The sequence below is a fragment of the Corynebacterium sp. HMSC034B08 genome, assembly GCF_001835805.1.
Taxonomy (GTDB): domain Bacteria; phylum Actinomycetota; class Actinomycetes; order Mycobacteriales; family Mycobacteriaceae; genus Corynebacterium; species Corynebacterium coyleae.
This window is the reverse complement of sequence record NZ_KV825973.1, coordinates 1-19,177: the sequence shown is the minus strand read 5'-3', so window position 1 is coordinate 19,177 and position 19,177 is coordinate 1. Positions and strand designations below refer to the sequence as shown.

The window sequence follows — 19,177 nt, the reverse complement described above, 5'->3', positions numbered from 1 at the left end:
ACTCGAGTCCTTCAACCCCGGCGGTAGCGCCAAGGACCGCACAGCCCGCGCCCTCGTCGCCGACGCCCTCGAGCGCGGCGTGCTCGGCCCGGGACTGGCAGGAGCCGACGCGCGGCGCGTGGCTCACCGAGGTACTCTCCGGCGGCGTCGCAGAAGCGCTGCGCGAGCGCGGGTTGCGTCTGTATCTTGAGCCGGGGCGCTCGCTTGTCGACGGCTGCGGGCTAACCCTTGCCGAAGTCGCCTTCACCAAGACGCGTTCCGACGGCGTGCCCCTGGTGGGCCTAGCCATGAACCGCACCCGGTGCCGCACGACCTCGGATAACTTCCTCATCGACCCCTACCTGGTCAAGCGGACCCCGCCGAGTGAGGAGATCGAGGCGTTCTTGGTCGGCGCCTACTGCATCGAGGACGAACTGATCCTGCGGCGGAAGATCCGCTTCCCCCGCGGTGTGGCCCGCGAGGCGCTTGGACGACATCGACGTTCGCTGACGCCCGTTGGCGCCCCCAGTGCCGGGCCGGAGCTCGGCTAGAGCTCGGCGCTCAGCCGAGCGGTGGCGTTCTTGAGCGCCTCGCCGCATGTTGCGCCGGGGGAGGGCTTCAAGCGCTCGGCGGGACCCGACACAGACAGGACCGCGACTAAGGTGCCGTCGGGCTGGAACACCGGGGTGGACACGCTCGCCAGGCCAACCTCGCGCTCGGAGACAGACTCGGCGTAGCCGACCTTGCGTACCTGTTCGAGGTCCGCTGCATCAAACGGGGAGTCGATCGGGCAGTGGGCAGCAAACACGCGGGCGGCAGAACCGGCCGATAGTGTGAGCCTGGAGCCAACCGGCACTACGTTGTGGAGTCCGCTTTCCGGTTCTTCGGCAGCGATGCAGGTGCGGGTCGATCCCGTCAGTTGGTAAAGCTGTGCGGATTCCCCGGTCTGTGCAACCAGGTCTCGCATAACCGGCGCGGCTGCCGGAAGCAGCGCGGAGGGAAGCCCCGTGGCAAGACCGGTCAGTGCTGGGCCGAGTGTCCATTCGCCGTGTTCGTTGCGGGAAAGCACATGGTGCAGTTCCAGCGCAGTGGCAATGCGGTGGGCGGTTGCGCGTGGCAGGCCGGTGTCGTCGCTAAGTTCTGCGAGTGTTTTATCACCCGCACCAACCGAGCGTGTGATGGCAACTGCGCGGTCGAGGACTTTAATCCCGGAACCTTCGTTATACTGTCTCACAGTTCGAATCCTAGCATCTCATAGTGTGGGATGTTGGGAGCCCGTATGAAGGAGGACCGGATGACTCAGCCACCGTTGACATTAGCGGAGAAAGTGTGGCGCGACCACGTGGTAACGAAGGGGGAAAACAGCGAGCCTGACCTCATCTTCATCGATTTCCAGCTCCTGCACGAAGTGACCTCGCCGCAGGCGTTTGACGGTCTGCGGATGAACGGACGCACCATGCGCCACCCCGAGTTGCATTTGGCAACGGAGGACCACAACGTGCCCACCACGGGTATTACCAGCGGTGACCTCATCGAGATCACCGAGCCTACCTCGCGCACCCAGGTAGCCACCCTGCGCGACAACTGCGCCGAGTTTGGTGTGAAGCTGCACCCGATGGGCGATATCCAGCAGGGCATCGTGCACACCGTCGGCCCGCAGCTGGGCATTACGCAGCCCGGAATGACCATTGTCTGCGGCGACTCGCACACCTCGACGCACGGCGCGTTCGGCTCGATTGCCATGGGCATCGGCACCTCTGAGGTGGAGCACGTCATGGCCACCCAGACCCTGCCGCTGAAACCCTTCAAGACCATGGCCATCGAGGTCACCGGCGAGCTACAGGACGGCGTGACGGCCAAGGACCTGATCTTGGCGATCATCGCCAAGATCGGCACCGGCGGCGGCCAGGGCCACATTATCGAGTACCGCGGCGAGGCCATCGAGAAAATGTCCATGGAAGCACGCATGACGTTGTGCAACATGTCTATCGAGGCAGGCGCGCGAGCCGGTATGGTCGCGCCGGACCAGACCACGTTCGACTACGTCGAGGGCCGCGAGTACGCGCCGAAGGGCGAGGACTGGGATGCAGCCGTGGAGTATTGGAAGACGCTGCCGACCGATGAAGGCGCAAAGTTCGATACCGTCGTGGAAATCGACGGTGCAGCACTGACACCGTTTGTCACCTGGGGTACCAACCCAGGCCAAGGTCTGCCGCTCGGCGAAAACGTTCCCGACCCGGAGGACTTCACCGGCGACAACACGAAGGCATCTGCTGCGAAGGCCATCGAATACATGGGCTTGACCCCGGGCATGCCGCTGCGCGACATCACCATCGATACGGTCTTCCTCGGCTCCTGCACCAACGCGCGCATCGAGGATCTGCGTGCAGCCGCCGACGTTGTCAAGGGCCGCCGCATCGCCGAAGGTACACGCATGCTCGTCGTACCGAGCTCCACACTTGTGAAGCAGCAGGCCGAAGAAGAAGGCCTCGACGCGATCTTCACAGAGTTCGGCGCAGAATGGCGCACCGCGGGCTGCTCCATGTGCCTCGGCATGAACCCAGACCAGTTGCGACCGGGGGAGCGCAGTGCCTCCACAAGCAACCGCAATTTCGAGGGCCGCCAAGGCCCGGGTGGCCGTACCCACCTCGTATCCCCGCTGGTTGCAGCAGCAACTGCGGTGACCGGCCACCTCGCAAGCCCGGCAGATCTGTAAAGGAGCCCGATCATGGAAAAGTTCACCACTCACACCGGCGTCGGCGTTCCGCTGACCCGCACCAACGTCGACACCGACCAGATCATCCCCGCGCGCTACCTTAAGCGCGTGACCCGCACTGGTTTCGAGGACGGCCTATTTTCTAACTGGCGTGAAAACGAAGCCACATTCGTCCTCAATCAGGACGCGTTCAAAGACGGCTCCGTGCTATTTGCCGGCGAGGACTTTGGCACCGGCTCCTCGCGTGAACATGCCGTCTGGGCGCTCATGGACTACGGCTTCCGCGCCGTGTTCAGCCCCCGATTCGCGGATATCTTCCGCGGAAATGCCGGCAAAGCTGGCCTGCTCGCAGGCATCATGAGCCACTCCGATATCGAGCTGATCTGGAAGCACCTCGAGCAGCACCCTGGTGATGAGGCGATCGTCTCGCTTGAAGACTGCACCGTCACCGTCGGTGGCAACACCTTTACCTTCGAGATCGACGATTACACCCGCTGGCGGCTCATGGAAGGCCTCGACGATATTGGGCTGACGCTTCGCGACGAGCCCGCTATCGAACGATTCGAAGCAACCCGTCCAGCGTTCAAGCCGTCCGTCGCGGGTTAGGCCCCGGACGGCGATAGCGCCCTCGGGCTGGTTATTTGCCCAACTGGTCGACGACGCCCGGGGCGAACGCTTCCAGGAACTCACGCGCAGCGACAACGACGCCCTGGATACCGGTCTTGATCTCGTCGGAAAACTGCTGGTCGCTGCGCTCCCAGTAACCCGGCAGAGAGTAGGTCACGGCAAGCGCGGTGATGCCGCGCTGTTCGTCCTTCACCGCGGTCACGGTGGGGTAAGCCTTCTCAATGTTGTAGCGCTCCACCCACCCGAGCACCTCGTTGAACTGCTCGGCCTTCACCGAATCCACAGCGACGGTGGTCAGCACGTTGAGATTCGGCTCGATCATGTTGATCTCCAGCCCGATACCGGAAAACCCGGTGCGCAGCGCAGGGCCAAGCGGTGCCTTTTCGTACTTCCAGCCTTCCTTGTCAAACAAGGCGATGACACGGTCGATGCTGAGGTTGCTGGTTGCAGAAGTCATGTCCTAGTCCTCCTGGTTAGCTTCGGCGTTGGCTTCGGTGTTTGCTTCGGTGGTGAAGGTTTTCGGGCCGCTCGTCGACAAGAGCTCGCTGGTATCTGGCAAGGCCTCGCGCAGCAGGTTCACCACGTGATGGATTGCGGAGAAGTGGTAGTCCAACATTGCACGCACCTGCTCGTCGGTGAAGCCTTCGTTGGAGAAGAACGGTGCGTCGATCAGCACGACGGCATCGTCCTCACGACGTACCGGGTGTACGCGCACGAGGGGCATCGTCCGGTTGATCTCGTTGCAGCGCAGACGCAGCGTCTCAATATCGTCGCCCTGAATGATGCCGAGCCAGCGTGCGGTGGCCTTGAAACCACCCTCGGCTACCTCGAAGAACACCATCAGGCTGGGAAATGCGGTGCGAACCTCGCCGCTGTCTTCTCGGAAGTACTGCACCCCCATTGATTTCAGGGTGTCCGCGATGCGGTCTTGGGAAATGGCGGTAGGAGCTGCCATGGTGTGGGCCTTTCGTCGTGGTGGGGTTACAGAACTGGAAGTGGGGAGGGGATGTAGTCCGCGCCGATGAGCTTGCCGTCGTGGAACGTCAGCACCCATACGGAGGCTTTCTTCGCGCGGATTTCTTCGTCGATAGGCAGTGTCCCTTGCGCCGAGAGCCACGCGATTATGCCGGGGATGATCCCACCTTGCGCGCACACCACGCTGGTTCCGCCGGCCTCAATCACGTCCTTGAATGCGTGCTTGGCGCCAACCATGTCGGCGATCCAGGCATCGTCGCCAAACTGCTTATCGACGACAACCTCACACCCCATCTCATCCGCCAGCGGCGCAACCGTGTGCTGGCAGCGCTCCGGAACCGCCGAGTAAATACGTTCCGGCGCGAACGCACTGAGCAGGGGAACGAGCATCTCGGATTGGCGGCGGCCCTTCTTATCCAGAGGACGCAAGTTGTCGTCGCCGGACCATTTGTTGCGGTCATGGGCGCGGGCATGTCGGACATAGAGGATGCGTGCATCTGCGGGCGTGTTAAAGCGCTTCTGGGCCTTCTGGAGCACCTCGCGGTCGAGGTCGTACGTCATCAACTCAAGCGCTTCATTGAGTGGCAGCCAGCGGATCTCGTCGACCTCGTTGTTGGGTACGAACTCGCCACCGACGACCTCGCCGGTCCAGTAATAGACCACCTTGGTGGTCTTCTTTACCGGGTAGACCGTCTTGCCCAGCAACTTGCCCAGGCGAACGTCGTAGCCCGTTTCCTCCTTGATTTCACGTACTGCGGTTTGTACAAGCGACTCATCAGGGTCGACCTTGCCCTTGGCCAGCGACCAGTCGTCGTAATGAGGACGGTGAATGCACGCAACCTCAATGGTGTCGGGTTGCGTAACGTCACCGCGCCACAGCACCGCACCCGCAGCAAGCGTGGTGCGCTCGAACTCCTTCTGCGGTTTTAACGGAATAGCCTGAAGCCTGCCAGTGAGAAACTTCTCACCCAAGGCGTCCTTATCTTGCTCGGAGAGCTTCCCGCTGTTTCCTGGTGTCTTGGATGCGTGAGTAGGCATGTCCTCCATTGTGTCCCAAGTAACCCACTCACGCCGGACACGCCACGCGCCACGGCCGGTGGTAGGTTAAACCGGAACAATCGGCTGGGAGGATTCAGAAAAATATGGTCAACGTTGCGGTACTGGGGGCAGGCTCCTGGGGTACAACCCTGGCGAAGGTGTTCGCGGACGCCGGCAACAGGGTCACGCTGTGGGCGCGTCGGGACAACCTTGCCCGCACCATTCAGACCACGCGGGAAAACCCGGAGTACCTTCCCGACATCACACTCCCGGATGCGATCGAAGCCACCTCGGATGAGCAATACGCGCTGCAAGACGCGACCATCGTCGTCTTTGGCGTACCCAGCCAGACCATGCGGGAAAACGTCGCGCGTTGGGCACCCATGATCCCGGCTGATGCGACGATGCTGTCCATCTCAAAGGGCGTGGAAACAGGAACGCATCTGCGCATGAGTGAAGTTATTGCAGAGGTCACCGGAGCGGACCCGAACCGGATTGCAGTGCTCAGCGGGCCCAACCTGTCGCGCGAGATTGCGCTCGAACAACCTGCCGCCACCGTGATTGCATGCGCTGACGAGAACCGCGCAAAACTCGTCCAAGCCGCGTGTGCGACTAACTATTTGCGGCCGTACACCAACACCGATGTTGTGGGCTGCGAAATCGGCGGCGCGACGAAAAATGTCATTGCGCTTGCCTGCGGTATGGCTTCCGGCCAGGGGCTTGGCGACAATACCCTGGCATCCCTGATCACCCGTGGCCTTGCAGAGACCACTCGTCTGGGCAACGCGCTCGGCGCGGATCCCCGCACGTTTGCAGGTCTTGCCGGTATGGGAGACCTCGTGGCCACGTGTGCTTCGCCGCTGTCGCGTAACCGCACATTTGGCTCCGCTTTGGGGCAAGGTGCGACGATGGAAGAGGCGAAGGCTGCGACGAAGGGCCAGGTTGCGGAGGGGGTGGTGTCGTCGAGAAGCATTTTCCAGCTCGCCGAAAAGCATGGCGTGGAGATGCCGATTACCCAGGCAGTGTTTGCTATTTGCCACGACAACTTCAAAGTTGCGGACACGATCGCGACACTGATGGGGCGCAGCAAGAAGGCAGAGTAAAACTGCGCCATGGCTACGCGGTAGATTGGTCAGCGTGATTCGCGTAGCAGTTCTTTATGGTGGCATGTCCACCGAGCACTCCATTTCCTGCATTTCCGCAGCGTCGGTGATGCAACACATGCCGACTGACTACGAGGTGTTTCCCATCGGTATCACCCGTGACGGCGTATGGGTTGAAGGCACAACAGACCCAGTAAACGGCGTCGCGCTGCCTGAGGTGCCCGCTGGCCGCGAAGTTGCACTCTCCATCAACCCGACGCGCAAGGGGCAGGTTTTCGACGTCGCAACCGGCGAAAGTATCGCTTGCGTCGATGTTGTCTTCCCGGTGCTGCACGGCAAATACGGCGAAGACGGCACAGTGCAAGGACTGCTCGAACTTGCTGGTGTCCCGTACGTCGGCCCAGGGGTGCTTGCATCCGCCTGTGGCATGGACAAGGAGTACACGAAGAAGCTCGTCGCGGCTGAAAACATTGCGATCACCAGGGAAGTGATCCTCGACGGTCGGGCAGTGCTTGACGACGACGAGCGTGACTACCTCGGTCTACCAGTGTTCGTAAAACCCGCCAACGGTGGGTCATCGATCGGTGTGTCCAAAGTGAGCTCCTGGGACGACTTCCCGGCGGCGTACGACCTTGCGCACGAATCCGATTCCAAGGTGATTGTGGAAGCGGAACTTGTCGGCGACGAGGTTGAGGTGGGAGTCCTCGAACGACCCGACGGGACCATTGCGGCATCCCTGCCAGCGAAGCTCAACGGCACCGAAGACTCCGAGGAAGGCTTCTACGGGTTTGAAACGAAATACCTCGAAGAGGGCGTTACGGCAACGATTCCGGCACCGTTCGACGAGGCAACAACCGCGCAACTTCAAGACATGGCGGTGACGTGTTTCAAGGCGCTGAACTGTAAGTCGCTCGCACGTGTGGACTTCTTCGTCACCAAGGACGGCCCGGTGCTCAACGAGGTCAACACCATGCCTGGATTCACCGCGATTTCGATGTACCCGCAGGTGTGGGCAGCCACCGGAGTGGACTACCCGGAACTGCTGGACACGCTGGTGCGGACCGCGCTGCGTTAAAGCACAGCGTTAAAGCACAGCGTTAAGGCGCAGCGTTAAAGCGCAGCGGTGTGCTCGGCGATCAGTTCGGTCAGGTTCGTAATCGCCTCGTTGCTCTCTGCCTGAGGCAGGGACGCAGCGATACCGCTGTCGCGACCCAGCGCGTACCACGTCGAAGCCGTGGTGCCGTTTGCCAACAGCACATCCTCGAACCACGGAATGTCGTTGACCTGGGCAAGTTGCGCACCTGGTGCGTAATTCGGCGATGGGGCGACACCGCAGCGCAGCACGATCGGATCACGGCCCTCAGCACGCCATGCGACGGTGTTTTCAGACGCAGGCTCTGTCCGGGTGTAGCCCTCGGCGATAGCATCCGGTGCGGCCTGGAGCAGCGCGTCGCACTTCGATGCGTCCGCGCTTTCCAACATGGACAAAGGCGCGGGGTTGTGGGGCTGATCCTTCGACGGCAGCCCATCGGCGCCCAAGCGTCCAATGGATTTCTTTGAGTCGTGGAGCACTTGCGCATCACCGGTCACGGCGATCACAGGGGAGCGGTCCACGGTGTACCAGGTGGCCAGGTTGGACTGGGGCGTAATGTCGTCGATACGCATCCACGTTGCATTGCCGAGAGTTTCAGTGACGGCGTAATCCGTGTACTGCGCCGGCATGTCTACACCGCAGCGCAGGGTGACGCGGTCATCGGTGGACTTGCGCCAGGCGGCGGCACCTTGTGGTGCCGGTTCTGCGAGTTCGGCACGGGGAAGGCCAGCGAACCGGTCGGGGAGGCCGTCGATAAGCGATGCGCACTCCGGGCTATCGGCCATCGGGGCAGGAAGATCAGCCATCGCGACCGGCTGCAGCGCCACACGTTGGAAGAACACACGAGCGCCAATAACGGCCCCGAGGACGAGAAAGACTGCGAGGCCAAGACTGACCAAAATTGTTGTGCGATTAACCTGAGGTTCGTGCGCCGTGGTTGCCATGGCGAAATAGTCTAACGAAAGGGCTGCCCAACCCGTGATCACCACCGGATTTCCCACTGATGGTCCGACGCTTGCGCAGGTCGGCGAGCGAGCGGTTATCGCCGCGATTCGCGCTGCCGCACCGTCTGCCCTCAACGGCGACGACGCAGCAGTACTTACCCCCTCAGTGCCAAACTCGAGAGTCGTCGCCGGCACCGACATGTTGGTGGAAGGCCACCACTTCACTCGTGCGACCACAACTCCGTACCTTTTGGGCCGCAAGGCGACGGTGCAAAACTTCGCGGATATCGAGGCAATGGGCGCGCGCCCGATTGCAGCACTGATGGGGGTGTCTGTCTCCCGCGATGCGCCGGCAGCATGGGTCGAAGAGATCGCCCGCGGCATTGGGGATATGGCCGGGGAGTATGGCTGTGAACTCGTCGGCGGGGATCTGACCGACGGGCAAGAACTTGTGGTCTCCGTAACCGCAATCGGCTCGCTTGGTGGTAATCGTCCGCCGCTGACGCTAGACGCGGCACGCCCCGGTCAGCGAGTGGTCGCGCACGGCAATATCGGTTATTCAGCCGCAGGGTTCGCGCTGCTGCAGGCCGGGATTGATGTGCCGGAGGAGCTCGAGGTGCTTGTGAAGGCGCATCAGGCCCCGGTGCTTACCCCGGGGCGTGGCGTGGTGGCGCGCGCGGCAGGCGCGACCGCGATGACGGACAACTCGGATGGGCTCATCCGGGATGTGACGACGCTGGCAAAGGCATCTTCGGTAGGCATCGAACTGTCAAAGGTGGCGCTGCGCCCGGATGCGACCTTGCAGGCTGCGGGCGTACTCCTTGGCGTCGACCCGTGGGAGTGGGTGCTCACAGGTGGGGAGGACCACACCCTCATCGGCACGATCGATGGGTCCGCACCGGTTGGGTTCCGTTCGATTGGCGCAGTCACTCGCAAGCCCGGGGTGCGCATCGACGGCGAGGCCCCAGAATTGACCACCGGATGGGAGAGTTTCTAAATGTTGCCCGTGCACGAATCTTGGCAGGAACCGCTCGCTCCGGTGGAAGATCGAATCCACGCAATGGGGCAGTTTTTGCGCACAGAGGACGACTACCTGCCGCGTGGCCACGATATTTTGCGGGCTTTTGCGGATCCGTTCGACGATGTCCGGGTCCTCATCCTGGGCCAAGACCCGTATCCGACCCCAGGACACCCGATGGGGCTCGCGTTTTCCACCCAGCCTGGGGTGGCGGCGCCAAGGTCGCTGGTGAATATCTACAAAGAGCTGCAGGCTGATCTGGGTATCCCGCCCCGGGCGGATGGGGACCTGTCGTCGTGGTCGTCGCAAGGCATTTTGCTGCTCAACAGGGTGCTTACCGTGCGTCCGAGAAAGCCCGCGTCACACCGTGGCAAAGGCTGGGAAGAGGTTACCCAGGCCGCAATTGAGGCGCTTGTCCGCCGAGATGCGCCACTCGTAGCTATCTTGTGGGGCCGTGACTCACAGACAGCTGCGAGATTTTTGGGGGATACTCCCCGGATTGAGTCGCCGCATCCGTCGCCGTTATCAGCATCGCGCGGTTTCTTCGGTTCGCGCCCGTTCTCGCGTGCAAATGAAGCGCTTCAAGCACAGGGTGCGAATCCCATCGACTGGAGTCTGTAACAGCTCCCTGTAAGCTTTCGCTTCATGTCTGTCACTCCGCTTATCGACGCCGCAGGGTTGCGTGCGTGGGCCCAACGCGCCTCCGCCGAGCTGGAGCGGCGCCGAGTGGAGATCAACAGCCTCAACGTCTTTCCCGTGCCGGACTCCGATACGGGCTCCAACATGGCGCACACGATGCGTTCAGCCTGCGAGCAAGCAGCTTTGCTTGGCGACGACGCCAGCGCCGTCGATGTCGCCGAAGCCCTGGCCGTCGGCGCTGTACGTGGAGCACGCGGCAACTCAGGTGTGGTGTTGTCCCAGGTGATGCGCGGAATCGCGCAGTCTGTCAAAGACGATGCTTCGGACGGGGAGATGGTCGCGGACGCATTGGCGCATGCCGTGAAGTTTGTGGACCAAGCCATTGCGGATCCGGTGGAAGGCACCGTGATTACGGTGCTCCGAGCGGCGTCTGTGGCTGCCCAACAAGCGGTAGAGGACATTGGGCGTCCGTTGAGCTTGCTCGATGTCGCAGCACCTGCGACATCCGCGGCCAGGGTGGCCTTGGCCAACACGCCGTCGCAGCTGCCAGTGCTACGCGAGGCAGGCGTGGTCGATGCCGGCGGCACCGGTGTGGTGATTCTGCTCGAGGCGCTGTTGGAAGAGGTAGAGGATAGTCCCGCAACGGCACCCGATGGTGATGTCCAAGAGAGCGCTGTAAGCAGCGCAGAAAGCAGCACAGAAGCCAGCGCAGAAAGCACCCCGGCACCTGCTGAAAGGGCAGACCGCGACGTGCACGTTGACATGGCGCATGCGGGGCCGTCGGGTCGGGAGCACTCCCTTGAGGTGCTCTTTGGGTTTCAGGGCGATATTGCGGAGTTGGAAACCGAGCTGCGCCCCTTGGGCGACAGCCTGGTCATCGCTCGGCTATCTGATACGGAAGCCACTGTGCACATTCACTCGCTCGATGCAGGTGCTGTGATTGAGACGGCGTATCGCCTCGGCAAGGTCCAAAACCTGCGCCTTGAAGTGCTCCCGGGTGCCCCAGTGGTACGAAACCCCGATCGCTTGATTGTGGCCGTGACGCCTCCCGGCTCCCTGACAGAGCTGTATAAGGAAGCAGATGTGGTCACTGTTGCCCCGGGCGACGAGGTGATCTCGGACATGCTCTCCGTGATTCGGCGTTCGGGCAGCAACGAGATCATCGTGCTGCCGAATGGGCTGCTCAGTAACCGGAATCTCGCTGCCGTGGAGAAAGCAACCCGAGCGCTGGAACAGACGATCACACTGCTTCCTACAGTCCGGTTAGTCTCCGGTATTGCAGCGCTGTCTGTGCACGATCCGAACCAGCCGCTGGCTACCGCCGCGTTTTCCATGTCTGAGGCGGCTGGCGAGATGCGTACGGCAGTGGCTCACCGCGCAAAGAAGGGCGCGCTGACACTCAGCGGCGCGGTTGCCAAGGGTGATGTGGTGGTTACTGCACGGGGGGAGACGCTGCTTATCGCCGAAGACCCGCTCGATGCTGTGAAGCGGGCATGCAAACGCCTGCTCGAGCACGGCGGGGAGCAAGTCACGGTGCTGTTTGACCCAGCTGAGCTGTCGGAGGAGGAGCTTCGCAGGCTGAACACTGAGCTCGGCGTCCAGGTCATGGTTTATCCTGCAGACGGATTGCAAGCATGTGCGGAGATCGGGGTGGAGTAAATGCTGGGGTTTGAGGACAATCGGCCACTGACTGAGGTTATTCCTGCGAAGCAGGCGCGGGCGATTGAGAAACACCTCAACATTTCCACGTGCGGCGAGCTGCTTCGGCACTATCCGCGACGCTACCTGCACTACGGCACCGGTGCTGACCTGACCGGGGTCGAAGCAGGCGATACGGTCACCGTGATCGGCGAGGTCGTCGACGCCAACACGTTTTACACCAAAAAGACGCCCAAGCGGCCGATTACCAAGGTGATGATCCACGATGGGCGTACGGAGTTCCAAGCCACCTTCTTCGGCTCCCAGTATGCCCAACGGGTGCTGAAGCCGGGTCGGCGCGCGATGCTGACGGGCAAGTTGGATTTCTACCGTAATCAGCCTCAGCTGCAGCACCCTGACTTCGTGCTCATGGACGGTCCTACTGAGGCGACCGGTTCCATGCGTCAGCTGTCTCACTTCGGTGATCTGGAAGAAATGCTGCGTGGCCGCCAGTGGCTTCCCCTGTATCCGGCGTCGAAGCAGGTCAGCACGTGGACGATTATGGGGGCTGTGCATGCGGTGTTGAAATCGCTGCCTCGTATCGACGAGCCGCTTGGCTTCACCCCCATCGGCCTGCTGCCGTTGAATGCTGCTGTGCGTCAGATCCACGAGCCCGGTGCAGAGGGACCTGCGCGCGCAAAGGAGCGCCTGAAGTATGACGAGGCCCTGTCTGTGGCGTTGGCGATGGGTGTGCGACGCATCGACACCTCCGCTCACAGGGCGCCCGAGATGCCCTATGTGAAGGGGGGCGATGAAGACAAGCTGCTGGACGGTCTGCCGTTCCCGCTGACCCGCGGCCAGAAGGAAGTGATCACGGACATCACGGCTGATATGTCCAAGACGGTGCCGATGAGTCGCCTGCTCCAAGGCGAGGTTGGCTCCGGAAAGACGGTGGTGTCGCTGATGGCGATGCTCCAGGCCGTCGATAACGGCGCGCAGGCGGCATTGCTTGCTCCGACGGAAGTTCTCGTGCTGCAACACGCGCGTTCGCTAACGTTCACTCTCATGCGTGCGGGTCTCCCCACCCGAGTGGTTGCGCTGACAGGATCGATGACGGTCGCGCAGCGCCAAGAGGCACTGCTGAAGATTGTTTCCGGGGAGGCCGACATTGTCGTCGGTACGCACGCCCTGCTCCAAGAGGGCGTGGACTTTTTCAACCTGGGGCTTGTCGTTGTCGACGAACAACACCGCTTCGGCGTAGAGCAACGCGACGCCCTGCGTGCCAAAGCGGGGGAGACCACACCGCATTTGCTGGTGATGACGGCAACACCGATCCCACGCACCATTGCGATCACGGTGTTCGGCGACTTGGAAGTATCCACGCTGCGCGAACTTCCCGGTGGGCGCAAACCGATCCAGTCTGCGGTGGTCCCGGAATTCAAACCGCGCTGGGTGGAGCGCGCTTGGGAGAAGATCCGCGAAGAAGTTGCAGCCGGGCACCAGGCCTACATTGTGTGTCCGCGTATCGACGGCGAAGGCGGCGTACTTGAGGTTGCCGAGCATCTCGCCGCAACGGAGTTTGCGGACCTGACCGTCGGCATCCTGCACGGACGCCTCAAAGGCGACGAGAAAGACAACGTCATGGCGGACTTCGCCAAAGGCGGCATCGACGTGCTGGTGTCCACGACGGTGATCGAGGTCGGCGTGGATGTGCCGAATGCCACGGTGATGGTCGTGCGCGAGTCGGAGCATTTCGGTGTCTCCCAGTTGCACCAGCTGCGCGGCCGAGTTGGGCGTGGCGGCAACCAGTCGCTGTGTCTGTTCCACACGCTCGCGGAGGAAGGCAGCCCCGGCTTCACCCGCGTATCCCAGGTAGCGGCGACAGCGGACGGGTTCGCGCTCGCGGAGCTTGACCTGCTTAACCGCGGCGAAGGTGACGTGCTTGGCACAGGCCAGTCCGGCATCAAACGCACGCTGCGGTTGATTAACTTGGTTGAGGACTACGACATCGTTAAACGTGCCTACGACGACGCCGCCACCTTGGTAGCAAACCAACCCGAGTTCGCCAGGGCAGCCACCGCCGGGTTTGTGGCAGAAGACTTCGAATATTTGGACAAGAGTTAGCTGGTTAAAGTTATGGGAATGAACCGCATCATTTCGGGAGAAGCCCGCGGCAGAAAGATCAAAGTGCCGCCGGCAGGAACGCGACCTACATCCGACCGGGCCCGCGAGGGGCTGTTTTCGTCGTTGCAGGTGCGTTTTGGGTTCGTCGATAAGCATGTGCTCGACCTGTTTGCAGGCTCGGGTGCGCTCGGGCTCGAGGCCGCGTCGCGTGGTGCGGCAGAGGTCGTGCTGGTGGAGAGCGACCCTGAGGCAGCGAAAATCATCGAATACAACGCAGGCGTGGTCAAGCACCCCAACGTGCACATCCACCAGATGAAGGCGTCGACCTACGTTGCATCGGCGCCGAAGAAACACTTCGACATGGTGCTGGCAGACCCTCCATACGAACTAGCCGACGAGGCGGTCGCAGAGATGGTCGAGGCCCTCAAACCTGCGCTGGCGGATGGGGCAGTGGTTGTCGTTGAACGCCACCGCGAAAGCCCGGAGACTGCATGGCCTGCGGAGTTCACCCCGACCGGCCAGAAGCTCAAGCGTCGCATCTACGGTATTGCACGTATGGATATGGCGGTCTACGCCGACCCGGAAGCAGAGGACAACTAAATTGACCATCGCAGTCTGCCCTGGCTCGTTCGACCCGATCACGAACGGGCACCTCGACATTGTCACCCGTGCCCTTCGTCATTTCGACGAAGTGATCGTGCTGGTCACTGGCAACCCTACGAAGACGTCGGGGCTGTTTACTATCGACGAGCGCGTCGACCTCATCCGCGAAGCCACCTCACACCTTGAGGGTGTTCGCGTGGATAGCTGGGCGGGTCTATTGGTCGATTACACCACCCAGCACGACATCAGCGCGCTGATTAAGGGCTTGCGCTCCTCGCTCGATTACGAGTACGAACTGCCGATGGCACAGATGAACCGACGCCTGACCGGCGTGGATACCTACTTCCTGCTGACGGATGAGAAGTACGGCTACATCTCGTCCTCGCTAACCAAAGAGGTTGCGAAGTACGGCGGTGACATTTCCGGACTCGTGCCGGAAAGCGTCCACGACGCGATTCGGGAGAAATTCAGCAATTGATCGTGTTGATCGCCGTCGCGCTCGCAGTTGTGATGGGCGCTGGGCTGCAGCGCATTTCCGGCATGGGACTGGGTCTGATCACCGGGCCTGTGCTCTCGTTGCTGTTGGGACCTGTGGTTGGCGTGCTCATGATCAACGTTATCGCCATGGTCAATGCGGTGTTTAACACCTGGGGGATGCGCCGCGACATCGATTGGTCTAAGTTCTGGCCGATCGCAGGCGCGCTCATCATCGGCGTGCTTCCCGGGGTGTGGGTGGTCTCTCACGTATCGACGAGCGCCCTGCTCATCATCGTCGGTGCCCTGTTACTCATCGCCCTGTCAGTGGTGACGTTGGGCAAGCGCTACGTGCCTCAGATCGAAGGTGTGGTTCCTGCAGCTGCTGCTGGCGCCGTCGGCGGATTCATGAACACCTTGGCGGGTGTTGCCGGGCCAGCATTTACCGTTTACGCGCACGCGGCACGTTGGCCACAGCGCATCTATGCCGCCACCTTGCAGCCGTTGTTCTTCGTCGCCGGCGCACTGTCGTTCGGGGCAAAGGAACTCTCTGGTGCGGCGGATATTTCCTCGATCAACCCCTGGCTGTGGGTCGCCTCCTTTGGTGGCATGCTTCTCGGAATCACCGCGGGAAAGCGGCTGGCCCCGCACGTACCGTCCGCGAAGGCCTACCGCATCGCGCTCGGGCTTGCGTTCTTCGGAGGCGCCACCACACTAGTCCGCGGCCTCGCAGGCTTGTTGTATGGATGAAAAACGGCCGCCCGGATGTGGGCGGCCGTTTCGTGTAAGGGAGTGTCCGGCTAGAACAGCGTGGAGACGAACGACTTCGTACGCTCGTGTTGCGGGTTATCCAGCACCTGTTCCGGTGTGCCGTACTCGATGATCTGGCCACCATCCATGAACGCGACCTTGTCTGCGACCTCGCGGGCAAACGACAACTCGTGCGTAACCACCAGCATGGTCATGCCATCGTCGGCGAGCTTGCGCATCACACGCAGCACTTCGCCAACGAGTTCGGGGTCGAGGGCGGAGGTGGGCTCGTCGAAAAGCATCAGCTTCGGATCCATCGCAACCGCACGAGCAATCGCCACACGCTGCTGCTGGCCACCGGAGAGCTGGATCGGGTACGCGTCAGCCTTCGACTCAAGACCGACCATCGCAAGCAGCTCCTTCGCGCGCGCAGTGGCCTCTGCAACCGGCTGGCCCTTGACGTGCACCGGGGCTTCGATGATGTTGTCCAGCACCGTGCGGTGGCCAAACAGGTTGAAGTTTTGGAACACCATGCCGATTTCGCGGCGCTGCTTGGCGGCGTCCTTCTCACTCATCTCGTAGAGCGCGCCGTCGCGCTCCTTGTAGCCGATCAACTCGCCGTCGACGTACAGGCGACCCGCGTTGACCTTTTCCAAGTGGTTCACACAACGCAGCAGCGTGGACTTACCAGAGCCGGACGGACCGATCAGGCACGTCACCTCGCCGGGGGCGACCTCAAGGTCGATGCCCTTGAGCACGTCGAGGCTACCGAAGGACTTCCAGACATCTACCGCCTGGATCATAGGAGTTTCCTTGACGGTCATTAGCGCTGTCCCTTCTTCTGCGGTTCTTCGACAATTTCAACGTTGTTCGGAATGGTGCCCTCGGCGTCAGCCAGGCTGGCGAGCTGGCGAGCAGTGAGCTGGCGGGTAGCACCGCGGTCGAAGTAGCGCTCCAGGTAGTGCTGGGCGACCATGAGCAACGACGTGATCACCAGGTACCAGGTCGCAGCCACCAGAAGGAGCGGTACTGGCTGGAACAGGGCGGCGGCGATATCCATCGAGCGGCCGTAAAGCTCAAGCGAGTACGGCACAGCAACGACGAGCGAAGATGTCTTGAGCAAGGAGATGAATTCGTTGCCGGTCGGCGGAATGATGATGCGCATCGCTTGCGGCAACACGGTTCGGGTCATCGTCTGCCCCCAGCTCATACCCAACGCCTTGGAGGCCTCAACCTGGCCTTCCGGCACAGCGGAGACACCAGAGCGGACGATCTCTGCCATGTAGGCGGCCTCATTCAAACCAAGGCCAACAACGGCCAGGGTAAACGCAGAAGAGGTAAACGGCTCAAGCGGAATCTGGGCGAAGCCGACGTTGATCGAGTCGTAGATCGCGCCAATCAAGCCCCAGAACATCAACTGGACGTAGACCGGGGTACCACGGAAGATCCACAGGAACACCCACGCCACTGTCTTGAACACCGGGTTCGGGCTCATGCGCATGACAGCCAACAGCACACCGCCGACAACGCCGAGCAGCATCGCCAACACCGTGATTGCAATGGTGTGCAGGGCCGCCATAGCGATGCGGGTATCCAGCAGGTACTGGAAGTAGATGTCCCAGCCGTAAGCCTCGTTTCGGGCCGCGCCGATGACAAACCAGACCACAAGCAGCACAAGAATCACTGCGAGCGTCCACCGTCCAGGGTGGCGCAGCGGTTTCGCCTCGATACGCTCAGGACGCTTGCGTTCGCCCTGAGAGGCGACGTACTGGGAATAGGGGGTGCTCATGCTTAGTGTTCTCCCACTGGTTGTTCGTTAATCAAAGCCTGGTCGAGCAGACCTGTCGAGATATTCCATTGCGCAAGGATGCGCTGGTAATCGCCGGTATCGATGAGGTGCTGCATCGCGGCAGCCATCGCCGGCGCAAGCGCAGAACCCTTCGGCACAGCAATGCCGTACGGTGCGGCGTCAAACATGTCGCCGATCATTTCCATCTTGCCGTCGGAGCGCTCCACAGCCCACGCGGTAACAGGGGAGTCGGCGCTGTAAGCATCGGCGCGCCCGACAAGCGTTGCAAGCGCTGCGTTGTCTGCTGTGTCGAAGGCAAGCACAGTAATCGGGTCCTTGCCCGCTGCTTCGCAGGCTTCTGACTTCGGACGAACGTCGTCGGTCTCCGAAACCGTCGTACGCTGCACCGAGACCGTCAAACCGCACGCATCATTCGGATCCACGTCGGCGCCAGGAGCGGCAGCCCACTGAATACCCGCGTAGAGGAAATTGATGAAGTCGAAGGTCTGGCGGCGTTCCTCGTTATCGGTAAAACCTGAAGCACCGGCGTCGAGGCTGCCACTGGAGACAGCGGGCAGGATCATCGAGAAGTCCATGTCTGCAACATCGAAGTCCATCCCCATGACACCTGCGAGTGCACGGGCAATGTCCATCTCCACACCGATGACCTGCCCGGTGGAGTCTTTGAACTCGAACGGGGCGAACGGTGGGTTCGCGCCGACGTTGAGCACGCCGTCTGCGGCAGTTTCTGGCGGCACCATCGCCGCAATTTCAGGTACGGCTTCCGGCACGATCGGCTCCCAGCCGTCCGGATTGCCGCCCTCTGTGTTAGTGACGCAGCCCGCTAGCGGTAAAGCCGCGGCGAGCACAGCGGCGAAAAGACGCCGCTTTGCGTGGGGTGGGTAATGCATTGGTCTCCCGCATACGATGAATACTTGCGTAGTCTCGTATATTACGCGCCGGATGCGGGATGATGAAACGCACCGCCCTAGCAGCGAAAACTACTGGGTCGCCATTCGAACGCCACGCATAACCAGCTCGATGACCTGGCCGATTACGATCATGCCGATGACAACGGTGAGCCATACGGAAGTGCGCTGGCTGGATCCTTCTGAGCTCATGGCAAAATCGCCAGTGAACAGCCCTTTGCCCATCTTTGCGGAGCCCTGCGCTTCCATCTTCCATAGCTCAACCGGGTTAGCGGTATCCGGGATGGAAGACCCCTTCGCCCAAGCTTGGACGAACTCCTTGCCCTCGCCTTCTTCCATATCGTCGGTCCACTCAGTAAACATCTCGGAGCTAGACACCTTCTTCAACGGGTTCTTCTCCGGATCGATGTACATCGGATCCTTCTCCGGGTTCGGCTCAAGAGCCTCGATGAGCCCCTTCGGCTTGTCCTTGGAGTCCTTGCCGTCTGTGCTGTCCTTGTTGCTCTCAGCGTCCTTCTTTGCCGAGCTGGTCGCGTCAGACAGCGCAGCAAACGAATCGATGGTGTCCTTCAGCGCGTTGCTCGGGGAGACTGGAGCGTCCTCTTGCGCTGCCCCTTCCTGTGCATGTGCGGGAACCGTCAGCGTGGTCAACATGAGTGCTCCGGCGACAAAGCCGGCGATATAGGTCTGGCGCATGCGCCGTAGTCTAACCAAGCCATCGCCTGAAGTGAATCGGCC

The 19,177-nt window shown here is 61.6% G+C and carries 20 protein-coding genes and 1 pseudogene; 12 read left to right on the top strand and 9 right to left on the bottom strand.

All coding sequences use genetic code 11. The features are described 5' to 3' along the window. Positions 1 to 95: 95 nt before the first annotated feature. Positions 96 to 452 (top strand): annotated as a pseudogene (locus HMPREF2656_RS10965) (diaminopimelate decarboxylase); the annotation flags it as partial. 74 nt (positions 453 to 526) lie between these two features. Here HMPREF2656_RS10965 and HMPREF2656_RS10960 read toward each other — a convergent pair. Continuing rightward, on the bottom strand, positions 527 to 1,213 hold the full coding sequence (locus HMPREF2656_RS10960) for an IclR family transcriptional regulator (protein ID WP_070450053.1): 687 nt from the start codon (positions 1,211 to 1,213) through the stop codon (positions 527 to 529). A 60-nt stretch (positions 1,214 to 1,273) separates the two neighbouring features. Here HMPREF2656_RS10960 and leuC point away from each other — a divergent pair, with 60 nt between their 5' ends. Both leuC and leuD read left to right on the top strand, forming a co-directional pair. Next, positions 1,274 to 2,695, top strand: a complete 1,422-nt coding sequence (leuC, locus tag HMPREF2656_RS10955) for a 3-isopropylmalate dehydratase large subunit (RefSeq protein ID WP_070816779.1) — start codon at positions 1,274 to 1,276, stop codon at positions 2,693 to 2,695. A gap of 12 nt (positions 2,696 to 2,707) precedes the next feature. Further along, positions 2,708 to 3,301 (top strand): 3-isopropylmalate dehydratase small subunit, encoded by a 594-nt coding sequence (gene leuD, locus HMPREF2656_RS10950; protein WP_070422955.1) that lies wholly within the window; start codon positions 2,708 to 2,710, stop codon positions 3,299 to 3,301. A gap of 31 nt (positions 3,302 to 3,332) precedes the next feature. Here leuD and HMPREF2656_RS10945 read toward each other — a convergent pair whose 3' ends face one another. Genes HMPREF2656_RS10945 through HMPREF2656_RS10935 form a run of 3 tightly spaced genes read right to left on the bottom strand, consistent with a single transcriptional unit; the run spans position 3,333 to position 5,335 of the window. Next, positions 3,333 to 3,779, bottom strand: coding sequence for a hypothetical protein (locus tag HMPREF2656_RS10945; protein ID WP_070816778.1), 447 nt, complete (start codon positions 3,777 to 3,779; stop codon positions 3,333 to 3,335). A gap of 3 nt (positions 3,780 to 3,782) precedes the next feature. Then, positions 3,783 to 4,277 (bottom strand): YbjN domain-containing protein, encoded by a 495-nt coding sequence (locus HMPREF2656_RS10940; protein WP_070816777.1) that lies wholly within the window; start codon positions 4,275 to 4,277, stop codon positions 3,783 to 3,785. 26 nt (positions 4,278 to 4,303) lie between these two features. Continuing rightward, entirely contained in the window at positions 4,304 to 5,335 is a 1,032-nt protein-coding gene (locus HMPREF2656_RS10935; protein ID WP_092102430.1) for an NUDIX hydrolase, read from the bottom strand. 104 nt (positions 5,336 to 5,439) lie between these two features. Here HMPREF2656_RS10935 and HMPREF2656_RS10930 point away from each other — a divergent pair, with 104 nt between their 5' ends. Together HMPREF2656_RS10930 and HMPREF2656_RS10925 are read left to right on the top strand one after the other, a co-directional pair. Then, a complete protein-coding gene (locus HMPREF2656_RS10930; RefSeq protein WP_070816776.1) occupies positions 5,440 to 6,438 on the top strand; it encodes an NAD(P)H-dependent glycerol-3-phosphate dehydrogenase in 999 nt (332 codons plus the stop codon). Between the two features lie 25 nt (positions 6,439 to 6,463). Continuing rightward, entirely contained in the window at positions 6,464 to 7,513 is a 1,050-nt protein-coding gene (locus tag HMPREF2656_RS10925; protein WP_168167568.1) for a D-alanine--D-alanine ligase family protein, read from the top strand. A 35-nt stretch (positions 7,514 to 7,548) separates the two neighbouring features. On the opposite strand, the gene HMPREF2656_RS10920 is transcribed toward HMPREF2656_RS10925, so the two are convergent. After that, positions 7,549 to 8,475 (bottom strand): DUF3515 domain-containing protein, encoded by a 927-nt coding sequence (locus tag HMPREF2656_RS10920; protein ID WP_070816887.1) that lies wholly within the window; start codon positions 8,473 to 8,475, stop codon positions 7,549 to 7,551. A gap of 34 nt (positions 8,476 to 8,509) precedes the next feature. On the opposite strand from HMPREF2656_RS10920, the gene HMPREF2656_RS10915 reads away from it, so the two are divergent. The 7 genes from HMPREF2656_RS10915 to HMPREF2656_RS10885 are packed head-to-tail and all read left to right on the top strand — an operon-like array spanning position 8,510 to position 15,721. Beyond that, positions 8,510 to 9,472 (top strand): thiamine-phosphate kinase, encoded by a 963-nt coding sequence (locus tag HMPREF2656_RS10915; protein ID WP_070569256.1) that lies wholly within the window; start codon positions 8,510 to 8,512, stop codon positions 9,470 to 9,472. Further along, a complete protein-coding gene (locus HMPREF2656_RS10910) occupies positions 9,473 to 10,114 on the top strand; it encodes a uracil-DNA glycosylase (RefSeq protein ID WP_070816774.1) in 642 nt (213 codons plus the stop codon). Between the two features lie 24 nt (positions 10,115 to 10,138). After that, positions 10,139 to 11,791, top strand: a complete 1,653-nt coding sequence (locus tag HMPREF2656_RS10905; protein WP_070816773.1) for a DAK2 domain-containing protein — start codon at positions 10,139 to 10,141, stop codon at positions 11,789 to 11,791. Beyond that, positions 11,792 to 13,894 carry an ATP-dependent DNA helicase RecG gene (locus HMPREF2656_RS10900; RefSeq protein ID WP_070816772.1) on the top strand — a complete coding sequence of 701 codons (2,103 nt, stop codon included), beginning with the start codon at positions 11,792 to 11,794 and terminating at the stop codon, positions 13,892 to 13,894. It abuts the gene before it with no gap. Positions 13,895 to 13,912: 18 nt separating this feature from the next. After that, positions 13,913 to 14,494: a 16S rRNA (guanine(966)-N(2))-methyltransferase RsmD gene (gene rsmD, locus HMPREF2656_RS10895; protein WP_180949979.1), complete on the top strand. Its 582-nt coding sequence runs from the start codon at positions 13,913 to 13,915 to the stop codon at positions 14,492 to 14,494. Position 14,495: 1 nt separating this feature from the next. Beyond that, on the top strand, positions 14,496 to 14,975 hold the full coding sequence (gene coaD / locus HMPREF2656_RS10890) for a pantetheine-phosphate adenylyltransferase (protein WP_070484190.1): 480 nt from the start codon (positions 14,496 to 14,498) through the stop codon (positions 14,973 to 14,975). 2 nt (positions 14,976 to 14,977) lie between these two features. Further along, positions 14,978 to 15,721: a sulfite exporter TauE/SafE family protein gene (locus HMPREF2656_RS10885; protein WP_311524002.1), complete on the top strand. Its 744-nt coding sequence runs from the start codon at positions 14,978 to 14,980 to the stop codon at positions 15,719 to 15,721. A gap of 50 nt (positions 15,722 to 15,771) precedes the next feature. Here the strand turns inward: HMPREF2656_RS10885 and HMPREF2656_RS10880 are convergent, their stop codons facing one another. From HMPREF2656_RS10880 to HMPREF2656_RS12915, 4 genes are all read right to left on the bottom strand, one after another. Next, positions 15,772 to 16,524, bottom strand: coding sequence for an amino acid ABC transporter ATP-binding protein (locus HMPREF2656_RS10880; RefSeq protein ID WP_092103080.1), 753 nt, complete (start codon positions 16,522 to 16,524; stop codon positions 15,772 to 15,774). Positions 16,525 to 16,544: 20 nt separating this feature from the next. Continuing rightward, positions 16,545 to 17,510: an amino acid ABC transporter permease gene (locus HMPREF2656_RS10875; protein WP_070422944.1), complete on the bottom strand. Its 966-nt coding sequence runs from the start codon at positions 17,508 to 17,510 to the stop codon at positions 16,545 to 16,547. A 2-nt stretch (positions 17,511 to 17,512) separates the two neighbouring features. Next, positions 17,513 to 18,421: an ABC transporter substrate-binding protein gene (locus HMPREF2656_RS10870; RefSeq protein WP_070816771.1), complete on the bottom strand. Its 909-nt coding sequence runs from the start codon at positions 18,419 to 18,421 to the stop codon at positions 17,513 to 17,515. Between the two features lie 90 nt (positions 18,422 to 18,511). Beyond that, positions 18,512 to 19,135 carry a hypothetical protein gene (locus tag HMPREF2656_RS12915; RefSeq protein WP_070816770.1) on the bottom strand — a complete coding sequence of 208 codons (624 nt, stop codon included), beginning with the start codon at positions 19,133 to 19,135 and terminating at the stop codon, positions 18,512 to 18,514. Positions 19,136 to 19,177: the final 42 nt, after the last annotated feature.

Excerpts from the sequence above, each read along its gene's own strand:
- leuC (WP_070816779.1), top strand. The coding sequence starts at position 1,274 with ATGACTCAGCCACCGTTGACATTAGCGGAGAAAGTGTGGCGCGACCAC.
- leuD (WP_070422955.1), top strand. The coding sequence starts at position 2,708 with ATGGAAAAGTTCACCACTCACACCGGCGTCGGCGTTCCGCTGACCCGC.
- HMPREF2656_RS10945 (WP_070816778.1), bottom strand. The coding sequence starts at position 3,779 with ATGACTTCTGCAACCAGCAACCTCAGCATCGACCGTGTCATCGCCTTG.
- HMPREF2656_RS10940 (WP_070816777.1), bottom strand. The coding sequence starts at position 4,277 with ATGGCAGCTCCTACCGCCATTTCCCAAGACCGCATCGCGGACACCCTG.
- HMPREF2656_RS10935 (WP_092102430.1), bottom strand. The coding sequence starts at position 5,335 with ATGCCTACTCACGCATCCAAGACACCAGGAAACAGCGGGAAGCTCTCC.
- HMPREF2656_RS10930 (WP_070816776.1), top strand. The coding sequence starts at position 5,440 with ATGGTCAACGTTGCGGTACTGGGGGCAGGCTCCTGGGGTACAACCCTG.
- HMPREF2656_RS10920 (WP_070816887.1), bottom strand. The coding sequence starts at position 8,475 with ATGGCAACCACGGCGCACGAACCTCAGGTTAATCGCACAACAATTTTG.
- HMPREF2656_RS10910 (WP_070816774.1), top strand. The coding sequence starts at position 9,473 with ATGTTGCCCGTGCACGAATCTTGGCAGGAACCGCTCGCTCCGGTGGAA.
- HMPREF2656_RS10905 (WP_070816773.1), top strand. The coding sequence starts at position 10,139 with ATGTCTGTCACTCCGCTTATCGACGCCGCAGGGTTGCGTGCGTGGGCC.
- HMPREF2656_RS10900 (WP_070816772.1), top strand. The coding sequence starts at position 11,792 with ATGCTGGGGTTTGAGGACAATCGGCCACTGACTGAGGTTATTCCTGCG.
- rsmD (WP_180949979.1), top strand. The coding sequence starts at position 13,913 with ATGAACCGCATCATTTCGGGAGAAGCCCGCGGCAGAAAGATCAAAGTG.
- HMPREF2656_RS10880 (WP_092103080.1), bottom strand. The coding sequence starts at position 16,524 with ATGATCCAGGCGGTAGATGTCTGGAAGTCCTTCGGTAGCCTCGACGTG.
- HMPREF2656_RS10875 (WP_070422944.1), bottom strand. The coding sequence starts at position 17,510 with ATGAGCACCCCCTATTCCCAGTACGTCGCCTCTCAGGGCGAACGCAAG.
- HMPREF2656_RS10870 (WP_070816771.1), bottom strand. The coding sequence starts at position 18,421 with ATGCATTACCCACCCCACGCAAAGCGGCGTCTTTTCGCCGCTGTGCTC.
- HMPREF2656_RS12915 (WP_070816770.1), bottom strand. The coding sequence starts at position 19,135 with ATGCGCCAGACCTATATCGCCGGCTTTGTCGCCGGAGCACTCATGTTG.